Source organism: Sphingomonas sediminicola, from assembly GCF_049991885.1.
In the GTDB taxonomy this organism is placed as follows: Bacteria; Pseudomonadota; Alphaproteobacteria; order Sphingomonadales; family Sphingomonadaceae; genus Sphingomicrobium; species Sphingomicrobium sediminicola.
In genome coordinates, this window is sequence record NZ_CP178916.1 from 2,497,674 (window position 1) to 2,510,362 (window position 12,689).

A 12,689-nucleotide genomic window follows, 5' to 3' on the forward strand; every position below is an offset into this window, starting at 1 on the left:
ATGGACGGGGCGTGAGTAGCGTTCCCGAAATCCTCCACACAGTCTTCGGCTTCGACCATTTCCGCGGGGTCCAGGAAGACGTCGTCGACCGAGTGCTTGCCGGCCGGCACACGCTCGCGGTGATGCCCACGGGAGCGGGCAAGTCGCTCTGCTACCAGCTGCCCGCCATCGCCCGCGAAGGCGCCGCGCTTGTCATCTCGCCGCTGATCGCGCTTATGCACGACCAGATCCGGAGCGCCGACGCGATTGGGCTTCGCGCCGCGTCGCTGACCTCGGCGGATGCCGACCGGGAACAGACGGTCCAGCGCTTCAAGTCGGGCGAGCTCGACCTGCTCTACATCGCGCCGGAGCGGGCGACCGGCGAAGCTTTTCGTCGCCTCATTAGCCGCACGAACCTGTCGTTAATCGCGATCGACGAAGCGCATTGCGTGAGCGAATGGGGACACGACTTTCGTCCCGACTATCGCCTGCTGAAGCCGCTGCTCGATGACAATCCGGACGTGCCCCGGCTCGCGCTGACGGCAACCGCCGACCAGCGCACCCGCGCCGACATCTTGGCTCAACTCGGCATTCCGGAGGAAGGATTGATTCTCGCCGGCTTCGACCGGCCCAACATCCGCTATCACGTCCGCCCGCGCGACGGGCTGAATGCCCAGCTTAAGACGCTGCTTGCCGGCCAGCCGGGCTCAGGTATCGTCTACGCGCCGAGCCGCGACAAATCAGAGCGGATCGCCGAACAACTCGCGGGAAGCGGAAGGCCGGCGGTGACCTACCATGCCGGTCTCGAAGCACCGATTAGGGCCCGTAATCAGGCAGCATTCGTCGAGTCCGAGGAAATGGTGATCGCGGCGACCGTTGCGTTCGGAATGGGGATCGACAAGCCGGACGTGCGCTTCGTCGCCCATGCCGGGATCCCGAAATCGATCGAAGCTTATTACCAGGAAACCGGCCGCGCCGGCCGCGACGGCGAGCCGGCAGAGGCTTGGCTCTTCTGGGGCGCCGAGGACTTCGCGCGAGCCCGCAGCCGCATCGAGCAGGAAGTCGAGCCGGTTCGGCGGCCCGCCGAGCGTGAACGTCTCAATGCGCTCGCGGCCTTCGTGGAAACGCCGGGCTGCAGGCGCGCCGTACTGTTGCGTCATTTCGGCGAGGACCCGCCCGAAACCTGCGGCAATTGCGACAATTGCCTCGACCCGCCCAAGACGATCGACGCCACCGAGGTCGCTCGCAAATTGCTCTCCGCGGCGTTCCGGACCGAAATGCGCTTCGGCGTCGCGCACCTCGCGGACGTGCTGGCAGGCAACGACAATGAGAAGGTGCGCAGCTTCGGCCACGATCGCCTCTCGGTTTTTGGGATCGCCAATTCCGAAGAACTGGCCCTGGTCCGGCCGGTCGCCCGGGCGTTGATCGCTCGCGACGCCTTGCGTGCCGATGCCTATGGCGGCCTGAGCTTCGGGCCCGGTGCGAAGCCGATCCTGAAGGGTGAGCAGGAGCTGACGATCACGTTGCCGGCACCGCGCAAGCGGACGTCCAGACGCCGCCACGAGGGACCCGCCGACCCGATGTTCGACGCCTTGCGGGAGGTTCGCCGGCAGCTCGCATCAGATGCGGGCGTTCCGCCTTATGTGATCTTCCACGATTCGACCCTGCGTGAGATCGCCGCGACCCGACCGCGGAGCCTCGCAGAACTTGGAACGGTCCAGGGAGTTGGTGCAGCGAAGCTTGCCCGCTACGGGGAAGCCATGCTCGCCGCGCTTGCGGCCAAAGAGGAAGAACCGGATGTCGCGCCAGCTGGATGAAAAGGTTTTGGTGAGTGGTCAGATTAGGCCCGAAGACGTCGCCGCGCTGGTCGGCGAGGGTGTCACCATGCTGGTCAACAATCGTCCCGATGGAGAGGAACCTGATCAGCCGCTCGGCATGGACATCGAGAAGGCCGCCCGGGCGGCCGGCATCGAATATCGTGCGATCCCGATCATCCGCGGAATCGGTCCCGCAGACGCTCAAGCCATGCAGGACGCAATCAAGGCCGCCAAAGGGAAGGTATTCGCGTTCTGCCGGACTGGCACGCGCTCATCTCTCGCATGGGCATTGGCAAAGAACGATGAAGGCATGTCGCGCGGAGACATCGAACGGCACCTCTCGGACGTCGGCGTCGACCCGACGCCGATCGCGCATCTGCTCTAAAGCGTTGGAAGGAGCCGGCGGGCGTCGGCCAAATCTTCTTCGAGAACCATCAGCCGGATTGGCATGATCGGCCCCCAGCCGAACCCATGCATGTCGGTGTCGAACAGCACAGCGTCGATTCCCTCGGCCTCGAGGTTCAACCGTGCGAGATCCGCCTCGACGCGATTATCGAACCGGGCGAGCTCGACGAGGCTCATTCACCAGGGAACGACATTGCCCGCGGCGACTTCATCCGGGCGCGGAGCACGCCCGAGGATCGCATTGCGGTGCGGAAAACGGCCGAAGCGCTCGATCAGGTCGTGATGTTTCTTCGCGAAACCGAGCTGATAGTCGTCGCCTAGCGCAGTGAAGAGCTGCACCGACCAATTCTGGTCGGCGAGCACCTCGCTGTGCTGGAACGGCATGTAGAGGAAGCCCCGTTCCTGCCGCTGCAAGTTGTCGTCGAAGCCGCGATCGACCGCCGACTTCGCAATGGCGAGCGCGAGATGATCAGTCGCAAACTGTTCTGCCGAGTCGCGGAACATGTTGCGCGGAAACTGATCGAAGAGGACGATGGCCGCGAGCGCCGTCAGAGAATCCTCGAGAAACGCATCGACCGGCAGCTGTCTCTTCTCAGCCCACAGTTTCGAAAAGCGTTGGCGGATTTCGTCGTCGACTTCCGGCTCACTGCGCCACCACTGCTTCGGGTCGAGCCCGAACCAGTATGTCAGAACGTCCCGGCGCCAGTCAGTCACGCGGTTGCGGTGCCTCCGACGGTCAGGCCGTCGATCAGCAGGGTTGGCTGGCCCACACCGGCAGGCACGGACTGTCCGCCCTTGCCGCAGATACCGATGCCTTCATCCAGCTCCATGTCGTTGCCGATGCCCTTGATCCGGGTGAGAACTGTCGGCCCGTCACCGATCAATGTCGCACCCTTGATCGGCTCGGCGATCTTACCTCCGCGGATTCGATAGGCTTCGGTGCAGGAGAAGACGAACTTGCCGCTCGTGATATCCACCTGCCCGCCCCCGAAGCTCTTAGCGTAGATCCCGTCTTTCACCCGCTCGACCAGCTCACCGGGATTATCGTTGCCGCCCAGCATAAAAGTGTTGGTCATGCGTGGCATCGGTGAATGCGCGAAGCTTTCGCGCCGGCCATTGCCAGTTGGCTCGACGCCCATCAGCCGGGCATTCAGCCGGTCCTGGATGTAGCCCTTCAGGATTCCGTCTTCGATCAGGACGTTGCGGCGCGTCGGAGTGCCTTCGTCGTCGATCGTGAGCGATCCGCGGCGCTGGCCGATCGACCCGTCGTCGATGACCGTGACCCCGGGTGCGGCAACGCGCTCGCCGATTCGACCGGAGAAGGCGGACGTCCCCTTGCGGTTGAAGTCGCCTTCAAGGCCATGGCCGACCGCCTCGTGCAGCAGAACGCCGGGCCAGCCGGGGCCGAGCACGACCGGCATTTCGCCAGCGGGGGCTGCGACGGACTCGAGATTGACCAGGGCCTGCGCCAGCGCGACGTCGATTGCGCGCTGCCATTCGGATTCCTCAAACAGCCGACCGTAAAGATAGCGGCCGCCCATGCCGTGAAACCCTGTTTCACGGCGATCGCCGTTTTGCGCGACGATCTGAACGTTGAGCCTCACCAAAGGCCTCACGTCGCTTCCCACGAAGCCGTCCGAGCGGACGATGTCGATGACGCTCCAGCTGGCGGCGAGTGAAACGGCGACCTGCGCAACGCGCGGATCGCGCGCTCGCGCCGCTGCGTCGATCTTCTGGCATAGCGCCACTTTCTCCGCGAACGGGATGACGCCGAGCGGGTCGTCCGCCGTGTACATCGCCTGGTTCGTGCGCAGCGGCGGCTGGGCCGGCGGGCCCTTCGCGGGATCGAGCAACTTCAGTGTTGCTGCCGCTCGATCGACAGCGGCGGCGCTGATTTCATTGGCATGCGCAAATGCGGTCGTTTCGCCAGAAACGCCGCGGAGTCCGAACCCTGAGGCCGTGTGGTAATCAGCCGTCTTCAATCGACCGTCGTCGAAACCGAACGCCTCGCTTGCCGAATATTGGAGGTACAGTTCGCCGTCGTCGCAATGGGCGAGATGCTTTGCGACCAGGTTCTTGGCGTCGTCCGGATCCAGCGCTCCATCGCGATAAAGGAATCGGCGCGGATCGGTGATTAGGGACATTGGGCAGATATAGACGTCGCGGAGGTTCCTGCCACCCCGGTCGGGTTTTGGGCCTTAGGCCTGCTTGTCGGCGGGACCGCCCTCGAGGACGAATCGCCGGTCGCAATAACCACACTCGACGAAGCCGAGGTCGGGCTCCATTCGAAGGAACACGCGCGGATGACCGAGTGCCGGCGAGACTTCGCCCGATCCGTCGCAGGCGACCTGCAGGGTCTTCACTTTGTAGACTTCCGGCGGTGGAAGCGCGTTGGCGGCCTTGGCGGACTGTTCCATGGGCTCCCGGTAGCAATCGCGGGTTGCGGCTTCAATGCGAAGGGTTGCCGCAATCTTAAATCTCTTGGCGGGCTAGGGGTATTGAACGTCTACGGTAAACGTTCCGACATAGAGCCCTTCCACCTGGTTGGCGTTGACGTTCAGCGTCCCGCCGACCTTGAATGTGAACGGCTCCTTGGCGTTGACCGTGCGGCTGTTGCTGCCATTGATCGTCCATGTCGAGACGGTCATTGTCTCGGTGCCGCCAACCCTGATGAGCGTGATGGGCTTGTTTGGGATGCGGACGATCACGACGCCCTTCACCGGAGAGACGCTCTCGAACAGGGCCGAGTAGGGATTCCCTCCGACGCTCACTACGCCGCCGGTGGTCGTCAGGACGTCCGTGCTCGGGTTCATGACCGCGGTGCCGGCAGTGGTCACGGTGAGGGCACCGAAGTTCAGATCGTTGAGCAATCGGACCTGTGCCGCGCGGCGGATATCGGCGCTCGCCTTGGCAGGCGGGGCGGCGGCCTTCGGCGCAGCAAAAGCCGGCGCCGCCGTCATGATCGAAAGCAGCCCTGCAGCAAGCAAGGTGAAGAGACGTACCGGACCCATCGCAAAGACCGCAGTAACCTTTTCCCCTCAACAGGCGTCTGACAGGTACAGTAAACGCCGCATTTACCTGTTTTATTTTGCTCAGCTTGTCCGCGGGCCGCGCTGGCCGCTATGCGAACCTGTGATGGAAACGCCTGCCGCCATTCGGATCGACTCCGTCTCCAAGACCTATGCGGGCGGAAAGCTCGCGCTCGACGATGTCAGTTTCGACGTCCCGCAGGGGCAGATTTTCGGATTGCTCGGACCCAACGGCGCCGGAAAATCGACTCTGATCAACATCCTCGCGGGCCTCGTCGTGAAGAGCGCCGGCAAAGTCCGCATCTGGGGCTTCGACATCGACGAGCATCCGCGCAATGCGAAGCGCTCGATCGGGATCGTCCCGCAGGAGATCCTATTCGATCCCTTCTTCACTCCGAAGGAGGCGCTGGAGATTCAGGCGGGCCTTTACGGAATTCCACCGGAGCAGCGGAAAACTGACGAACTGCTCGCGGCGATGCATCTGACCGACAAGGCCGACGCATATTCGCGTACCTTGTCGGGCGGGATGAAGAGACGGCTGTTGGTTGCCAAGGCGATGGTCCATTCGCCGCCGATCCTCGTCCTCGACGAGCCGACCGCTGGTGTCGACATCGAGCTCCGCCGACAGCTGTGGGCTTATGTTCGCGAACTGAATGCTCAGGGCGTCACCGTTGTACTCACCACCCATTACCTCGAAGAGGCCGAGGAACTCTGCGATCGCATCGCGATCATCAACCACGGGAAAGTCGTCGCGAACGAGCCGACGCGGACCTTGGTGGCGAAGGCGCAGGAAAAGGCGGTGGTGGTCACCTTCGACCAGGACCTTGGCTCGGTCCCGAGCCACTCCTGTTTCGAGAATATCCGACTGCTGGACGAACGAACGATCGAGATCACCTATCGCAAGGACAAGTGCAATGCGGGCGACGTCCTCGCGGCCGTCCAGCGCGAAGGCTTCTCTATCGTCGACGTTCGGACCCGCGACCCCGATCTCGAAGACGTGTTCCTCAGTCTGGTGAGCGAAAAGGCGGCATGAAAGCCACTGCGGACGTATTGGTCGTCGGGTCCGGGGCGGCCGGGCTGACCGCCGCTCTCAACCTAGCCGAAGACCGTAAGGTTGCCGTCATTGCGAAAGGCGCGCTCGGCGAGGGGGCCACCGGCTGGGCGCAGGGCGGAATCGCCGCGGTCCTGGAAGAGGGCGACAGCTTCGAATCGCATATTAACGACACGATGATTGCGGGCGCCGGTCTCAATGACCGCAAGGTTGTCGAGCATGTCGTCGAATCTGCACCGCGCGCCATCGCTCGCCTGATCGAACTGGGTGTCCCCTTCGCGACGGAAGGCGGCGGCCTTCACCTGACCCGCGAGGGTGGACACAGTTTTCGCCGCATCGTCCACGTCGCCGATGCGACCGGAGCCGCGGTCCAGCAGGCGCTGGAAACCGCCGCGCTCAGGCATCCGAACATCACGCTCATCCCCGACATGGTCGCCGTCGACCTGATCACCGGCCGGCACGCGACCAACTTCTCGACCAGCGGAGCGGTCCACGGCCTGTACGCCTACAATCGCGCGAAGAAGCGGGTCGAGGCGCTGACCGCGCGAGCGACCGTCCTCGCGACGGGCGGAGCGGGCCGCGCCTATCTGTTCTCGACCGCGCCGCGCGGTGCGACCGGCGACGGTATCGCCATGGCTTGGCGGGCGGGATGCCGGATCTCCAACATGGAGTTCATGCAATTCCACCCGACCTGCCTCTACAATTTGCAGGTCAAGAACTTCCTCATCACCGAGGCGGTTCGGGGCGAGGGCGGTCAGCTCAAGATACCCGGCACCGGCGAGCGCTTCATGCCGCGCTTCGACGAGCGTGCCGAGCTTGCGCCTCGCGACATTGTGGCCCGCGCGATCGACCACGAGATCAAGCGGCTTGGTCTCGACTATGTGCACCTCGACATCTCCCACCGCGACCCGGATTTCGTCCGCGAGCATTTTCCGAACATCTACGAGAAGCTGATTGGCCTGGGCATCGACATCACGAAGGAGCCGATTCCGGTCGTTCCGGCCCAGCATTACACCTGCGGCGGCGTGGTCGTTGACCTGCATGGCTGTACCGATGCGCCTGGGCTCTATGCAGCTGGCGAGGTCACTCAGTCCGGCCTTCACGGCGCCAATCGCCTGGCTTCGAACAGCCTACTCGAATGCCTCGTGTTCGGTGAGTCCGCCGCACACCATATCCTCGGCAATTGGGACGCGCTGACCGATGTCCCGGAGGTTCGCGGTTGGGACGAAAGCCGAGTCACCGACAGCGACGAGGAAGTCGTGATCACCCAGACCTGGGGCGAGATTCGCCGCTTTATGTGGAACTATGTCGGCATCGTCCGGACGACCAAGCGGCTCGAACGGGCCAAGCACCGCATCGACCTGCTTCGCCAGGAGGTCGCCGACTACTACAGGCATTTCCGCGTCACGCCGGACTTGATCGAGTTGCGTAACCTGGTCGAGGTCGCGGACCTGATCATCCGAAGCGCGCTCTCGCGTCACGAAAGCCGCGGCCTTCACTACACGCTCGATTATCCGAAGATGGCCGCCGAGGCGAAGGACACCGTTCTGGTCCCATAGAAGAGGAGCCGGGAATGCCAGTCGAACTCAAGATCGCCGCGTTCGGAGCGCTTCTGCTCCTGGTTCACATTTTCGCCGCGGTTCACCTCAAGACGAAGCAGTACGGCCGAAACTGGAACGTAGGCGCTCGCGACGAGGCACTTCCGGCGCTCAATCCCGTCGCCGGACGGCTCGCCCGCGCTCAGGCGAATTTCCAGGAAACCTTCCCGATCGCGATTGTGGCTCTGCTGGGTGTCGTTCTTGCGGATCGCACGAATTCGTGGACCGCTCTTGGCGGGTGGATATGGCTTGGAGCGCGCATTATTTATCTTCCGCTCTACGGCTTTGGCGTGCCGGTGGTGCGGACGATCACTTTCGTGATCAGCCTCATCGGCCTTTGCATGGTGCTGAAGCCGTTGTTGTTCGGCTAGCCGCCGCTGGCATCCGTCCGACACCCTGCTAAACCCGCCCGCTCATGTCCGACGTAGAAACCGCCGAAGCGCCCACGACCGAAGCGAAGGTGACCAACCACCTCTACCTTGTCGACGGGTCGAGCTACATCTTCCGCGCCTATCACCGGCTCCCGCCGCTGACGAACCGGCACGGGATGAATGTCGGGGCGGTCTATGGCTACACGGCCATGCTGTGGAAGCTCGCTGACGGGCTGAAGCAGGCCGAGGGCCCGACCCACATGGCCGTCATTCTCGATGCGTCGGAGCATACGCACCGCAACGAGATGTACGACCAGTACAAGGCGCACCGGCCGCCGCCGCCCGAAGATTTGGTCCCGCAGTTCCCGCTCATCCGTGTGGCGACGCGCGCCTTCTCCATCCCTTGCATCGAAAAGGCCGGGCTCGAGGCTGACGACATCATCGCCTGCTACGTAATGGCGGCGAAGAACGCCGGTTGGAAGGTGACGATCGTCAGCTCCGACAAGGATCTGATGCAGCTGGTTGAGGACGGGCACGTCGACATGCTCGACACGATGAATGACCGCCGCATCGACGAAGCCGCGGTCAATGAGAAATTCGGCGTGGGGCCTGAGAAGGTCGGCGAAGTCCTCGCGCTTATGGGCGATAGTGTCGACAATGTTCCCGGCGTTCCGGGCGTTGGCCCCAAAACGGCAACTCAACTGATCCAGCAATACGGCAGCGTCGAGGCCGTGCTCGCAAGCGTCGAAGAAATCGCCAAGCCGAAGCTCAAGCAGAATCTGATCGAGCATGCGGACAATGCGCGGCTCTCGCGCGAACTCGTGCGGCTGGTGTGCGACGCACCACTTCCAGAACCGCTCGAGGATCTGATCCTAAAGGGCATTCCCCCGGAACCGCTCAGAGAATTCCTCGAGGATCAGGGCTTCAAGACCCTCTTGAATCGGATGGTCGGCGGCGGCTCGCCCAATACCGGCGCGACCGTTCGCAATGACGTCATAGCGGCACTCGACCGCAAACCGGCGTCGAAGATCGCCGAGCCCGACGCACCGGAGAAAATCGAGGTCGATGTCTCTAAGTACGAGACCGTTACGGACGAAGCTTCACTCGATCGCTGGATCGCGGAGGCTCGGTCGCAGGGCTATATCGCGGTCGATACCGAGACCGACTGCATAGACTGCATCATCGCCAGGTTCGCCGGGATCAGCCTGGCGACCGCCCCGAACCGCGCCTGCTACATTCCGGTCGGCCACGTCGGCGGAGACCTTCTGTCGGAAACGCCGAATCAGCTTCCGCTGCAGCTCGTACTCGACCGCCTGAAGCCGCTCCTTGAAGACCGGGCGGTGCTGAAGATCGGGCATAATCTCAAGTACGACTGGGTGATGTTCGACAAGGCGGGCATCGACGTCGCGCCTTACGACGACACGATGCTGATGAGCTTCGACCTGGATGCAGGCCGGAGCTTTGGCCACAACCTCACCGACCTCGCCAAGTCGCAGTTCGAGCATGACTGCATCAGCTTCAAGTCGCTGTGCGGGACGGGTGCCAAGCAGATTACCTTCGACAAGGTGCCACTGAAGGAAGCGACCGAATATGCGGGCGAGGATGCGGACATCGCGCTTCGGCTGTGGCAACGCTTTAAGCCTCGCATGACCACCGAGCATGCCGAGCGGGTCTACAAGCGTGTTGACCAGCCTTTGATCCCGGTCATCGGGCGGATGGAGCGGCGCGGCGTGAAGGTTGACCGCGAATATCTAGCGGGGCTCAGCAAGACTTTCTCGGAAGAGATCACGAAGCTCGAAGGCAATATCTACGAAGCGGCGCAGGGGCCGTTCACGATCGGCTCGCCGCAGCAGCTCGGCGATGTGCTTTATCAGCGGCTCGGCCTCAAGGGCGGTCGCAAGGGCAAGAGCGGTCATTATTCGACGGACGTGAATGAGCTGGAGCGGCTCGCGAGCGAGGGCGTCGACGTCGCGCGCTTGGTGCTCGACTGGCGCCAGCTGACGAAACTTCGGTCGACTTATACCGATGCGCTGCAGGCGCAAATCAATCCGGAGACCGGCCGTGTCCACACCAGCTTCAGCCTGACCGGCGCACAGACCGGGCGACTGTCGTCGAACGATCCGAACCTGCAGAACATTCCCATCCGAACGGAGCTCGGCCGCAAGATCCGCGACGCCTTCGTCGCCGAGCCGGGATATGTGCTGATGAGCGCCGACTATAGCCAGATTGAACTGCGCATCGCGGCGCACATGGCCGACGTCCCGCAGCTCAAGGAAGCGTTCAAGAACCGCGACGACATCCACAACATCACGGCCGAAGAGCTGTTCGGCACCGTCGATCGCGACACAAGGGGCAAGGCGAAAACGGTCAATTTTGCCATCCTTTACGGCGTATCAGCGTGGGGTCTTGCATCGCGAATGGGCGTGTCGAGGGAAGAAGGCTCGGCGATCATCGCGCGCTACTTCGAACGTTTCCCGGGCATCCGCGCCTACATGGACGACACCCTGAATTTCGTCCGGCAGAACGGCTATACGAAGACTCTCTTCGGCCGGAAGACGCACTTCTATCCGAACATCCGCTCGCCCAATCCGTCGATCCGGGGCGGGGCCGAGCGCGCCGCCATCAACGCGCCGATCCAGGGCACCAGCGCCGATCTCATCAAACGAGCGATGGCGCGGATGGATGGTGCGCTGGCCGAGGCCGGCCTCGACGGAGTCCGCATGCTCCTGCAGGTTCATGACGAATTGGTTTTCGAGGTGCCCGACGGCCGTGAGGAGGAAGCGGCTGCCGTGGTCCGCCGGGTCATGGAAACTGCGGCGGAGCCGGCTCTCAAGCTCGACGTTCCGCTCGATGTCGAGATCGGCTGGGGCGAGCATTGGGGCGCGGCGCATTGAGCACGGCGCCGAACGGCTCGGCACCTCCCGCAGATCTCGCGGCCTTGGCTCGCGGCGGAAGAATCAACTTTTTCGGCTTCTGCGTTCGGCTGGCGGCGCGCCTACCGTTCCTGTTCATCGCCGGCCGGATCTACGGCGCCGAGGCGCTCGGCCGCTTCGCCTATGCGGTCCTGATCGTCGAGTTCGCCGCCCAGCTTGCGACCCTTGGGTTGAAGCGAGGTCTCGCGCAGCAACTCGCTCATACCGACAAGCCGCATGTATGCATCGCGTGGGACGCCTTGCTGGTCGCCGCCGTCGGTTCCACGTTCGCAATGGGCATACTGATGGTCTTCCCTCAGGCCATGTTCCCGAACAGCGAGCTGACCGGACTCGAATGGCTGCTGCCGATCACGATCATCGCGCTGGCCTGGTCGGACATCATGCTCGCCGCGCTCGCCTATCGCCACGATGTGACGTCGACGGTCCGGGCGAGGGCGATCGTTGAACCCGTGACGATCAGCGTCGCGGCGCTCGTCTGGGCGTTCATTTCGACGCGCGACGGCCTGATCATCTCCTACGTCCTGTCGATGGTCGCCGCCCTGCTCGCTTCGATCATCCCATTCGTGAAGAATTACGGGATCGCGCACGGCTGGCGGCCGGATCCCGCGACCCTCTGGCGGATGGCCAGACGCAATATTCCGGTTGCCGCGGCTGACGCGGTGGAGTGGGGATCACGCCGAATCGACATCGCGGTCCTCGGCCTGTTTTTTTCGCCGAAGGTCGTCGGCATCTATTATGTCGCGCAGAACGTTGCTTCGCTTCCTGCCAAGCTAAAGACCAGCTTCGACCCGATCCTCGGACCGGTCATCGCGCGCAACCTGAAGGAAGGCGACAAGGAAGCGGTCGCCAAGCAGGTGCGGCAGGTCGGTTTCTGGGTGATCGGTGCGCAACTCGGTGTCGCGCTCGCTCTCGCAATTCCGGGCGAAGCCGTAATGGGTCTCGTCGGACCGGCATTCGTTGCCGGTACCGCCGCCTTGGCTTTCCTTCTTGCCGCAGAAGTCGTGGCTGCGATGGCGGCGGTTAGCGAGGCCGCTCTCATCTACGTAGCACGGCACCGCAACATGCTGATCAGCCTCGCGATGCTGGCGCTCCAGGCGGGGCTCTCCGTCGTGCTGATCCTCGCGATGCGCTGGCTCGGATGGCCAGTGATGTTCCAGGCCACTGGTCCTGCCATGGCCCTGATGCTTGCCTTGGGCTTCGCGGCAATCGCCAAGTCGCGGCTGCTGTGCGGAATTCTCGGTGCTCGCGTGAATGGCTGGCGCTGGCCCTTGATCTGGGCCGCTGGCGCCGGGACTATCGTCGGGTATCTCGCGACCCTCCTTCCCGAGTGGGCCGAGTTGATATTCGGCATCCCGGGAATCCTGCTCGCCTTCGGCGCGGTCCTGTGGACCAAGGGTTTCAAGGCCGAGGACCGCGAGCTGTTCCGAATGAAGAAGGCGGATATCGAAGAGCTGCAGGAACTTGAGATTCCTGCCCCCGGGACAACCGGAGATGTCGTCCGCTAGC

Annotated in this window: 12 protein-coding genes; 7 read left to right on the forward strand and 5 right to left on the reverse strand. The window is 63.4% G+C overall.

Annotated elements, in window-relative coordinates:
• Positions 1 to 11: 11 nt before the first annotated feature.
• Both recQ and ACMC5O_RS13055 read left to right on the forward strand, forming a co-directional pair.
• Complete coding sequence (gene recQ / locus ACMC5O_RS13050) at positions 12 to 1,796, forward strand: DNA helicase RecQ (RefSeq protein WP_187708422.1); 1,785 nt, start codon at positions 12 to 14, stop codon at positions 1,794 to 1,796.
• Positions 1,777 to 2,181 (forward strand): TIGR01244 family sulfur transferase, encoded by a 405-nt coding sequence (locus tag ACMC5O_RS13055; protein ID WP_187708421.1) that lies wholly within the window; start codon positions 1,777 to 1,779, stop codon positions 2,179 to 2,181. Before recQ ends, ACMC5O_RS13055 begins: the two co-directional genes overlap by 20 nt.
• On the opposite strand, the gene ACMC5O_RS13060 is transcribed toward ACMC5O_RS13055, so the two are convergent.
• The 5 genes from ACMC5O_RS13060 to ACMC5O_RS13080 all read right to left on the reverse strand — a co-directional run bounded on the left by ACMC5O_RS13060 (position 2,178) and on the right by ACMC5O_RS13080 (position 5,212).
• Entirely contained in the window at positions 2,178 to 2,378 is a 201-nt protein-coding gene (locus ACMC5O_RS13060; RefSeq protein WP_426692981.1) for a DUF2007 domain-containing protein, read from the reverse strand. The two genes, ACMC5O_RS13055 and ACMC5O_RS13060, sit on opposite strands and share 4 nt — an antisense overlap.
• Positions 2,379 to 2,915, reverse strand: coding sequence for a DUF924 family protein (locus tag ACMC5O_RS13065; RefSeq protein WP_187708419.1), 537 nt, complete (start codon positions 2,913 to 2,915; stop codon positions 2,379 to 2,381). It abuts the gene before it with no gap.
• A complete protein-coding gene (tldD, locus tag ACMC5O_RS13070; RefSeq protein ID WP_426692982.1) occupies positions 2,912 to 4,345 on the reverse strand; it encodes a metalloprotease TldD in 1,434 nt (477 codons plus the stop codon). Before tldD ends, ACMC5O_RS13065 begins: the two co-directional genes overlap by 4 nt.
• A 54-nt stretch (positions 4,346 to 4,399) precedes the next feature.
• Entirely contained in the window at positions 4,400 to 4,618 is a 219-nt protein-coding gene (locus ACMC5O_RS13075; protein WP_187708418.1) for a zinc-finger domain-containing protein, read from the reverse strand.
• A gap of 72 nt (positions 4,619 to 4,690) precedes the next feature.
• Entirely contained in the window at positions 4,691 to 5,212 is a 522-nt protein-coding gene (locus ACMC5O_RS13080; RefSeq protein ID WP_187708417.1) for a DUF4402 domain-containing protein, read from the reverse strand.
• Positions 5,213 to 5,336: 124 nt separating this feature from the next.
• Between ACMC5O_RS13080 and ACMC5O_RS13085 the strand changes: the two genes are divergently transcribed.
• Genes ACMC5O_RS13085 through ACMC5O_RS13105 form a run of 5 tightly spaced genes read left to right on the forward strand, consistent with a single transcriptional unit; the run spans position 5,337 to position 12,688 of the window.
• Entirely contained in the window at positions 5,337 to 6,263 is a 927-nt protein-coding gene (locus ACMC5O_RS13085; protein ID WP_187708416.1) for an ABC transporter ATP-binding protein, read from the forward strand.
• Positions 6,260 to 7,840 carry an L-aspartate oxidase gene (gene nadB / locus ACMC5O_RS13090; RefSeq protein ID WP_426692983.1) on the forward strand — a complete coding sequence of 527 codons (1,581 nt, stop codon included), beginning with the start codon at positions 6,260 to 6,262 and terminating at the stop codon, positions 7,838 to 7,840. Before ACMC5O_RS13085 ends, nadB begins: the two co-directional genes overlap by 4 nt.
• Before the next feature lie 14 nt (positions 7,841 to 7,854).
• On the forward strand, positions 7,855 to 8,250 hold the full coding sequence (locus tag ACMC5O_RS13095; protein ID WP_187708415.1) for an MAPEG family protein: 396 nt from the start codon (positions 7,855 to 7,857) through the stop codon (positions 8,248 to 8,250).
• Between the two features lie 44 nt (positions 8,251 to 8,294).
• A complete protein-coding gene (gene polA / locus ACMC5O_RS13100; RefSeq protein ID WP_426692984.1) occupies positions 8,295 to 11,144 on the forward strand; it encodes a DNA polymerase I in 2,850 nt (949 codons plus the stop codon).
• Entirely contained in the window at positions 11,141 to 12,688 is a 1,548-nt protein-coding gene (locus ACMC5O_RS13105) for a lipopolysaccharide biosynthesis protein (protein ID WP_187708414.1), read from the forward strand. Before polA ends, ACMC5O_RS13105 begins: the two co-directional genes overlap by 4 nt.
• Position 12,689: the final 1 nt, after the last annotated feature.

What these genes read in the sequence shown, in the direction of transcription:
- ACMC5O_RS13075 (WP_187708418.1), bottom strand. Translation starts at nt 4,618, where the DNA reads ATGGAACAGTCCGCCAAGGCCGCCAACGCGCTTCCACCGCCGGAAGTC.
- ACMC5O_RS13055 (WP_187708421.1), top strand. Translation starts at nt 1,777, where the DNA reads ATGTCGCGCCAGCTGGATGAAAAGGTTTTGGTGAGTGGTCAGATTAGG.
- tldD (WP_426692982.1), bottom strand. Translation starts at nt 4,345, where the DNA reads ATGTCCCTAATCACCGATCCGCGCCGATTCCTTTATCGCGATGGAGCG.
- polA (WP_426692984.1), top strand. Translation starts at nt 8,295, where the DNA reads ATGTCCGACGTAGAAACCGCCGAAGCGCCCACGACCGAAGCGAAGGTG.
- ACMC5O_RS13060 (WP_426692981.1), bottom strand. Translation starts at nt 2,378, where the DNA reads ATGAGCCTCGTCGAGCTCGCCCGGTTCGATAATCGCGTCGAGGCGGAT.
- ACMC5O_RS13095 (WP_187708415.1), top strand. Translation starts at nt 7,855, where the DNA reads ATGCCAGTCGAACTCAAGATCGCCGCGTTCGGAGCGCTTCTGCTCCTG.
- nadB (WP_426692983.1), top strand. Translation starts at nt 6,260, where the DNA reads ATGAAAGCCACTGCGGACGTATTGGTCGTCGGGTCCGGGGCGGCCGGG.
- ACMC5O_RS13085 (WP_187708416.1), top strand. Translation starts at nt 5,337, where the DNA reads ATGGAAACGCCTGCCGCCATTCGGATCGACTCCGTCTCCAAGACCTAT.
- ACMC5O_RS13080 (WP_187708417.1), bottom strand. Translation starts at nt 5,212, where the DNA reads ATGGGTCCGGTACGTCTCTTCACCTTGCTTGCTGCAGGGCTGCTTTCG.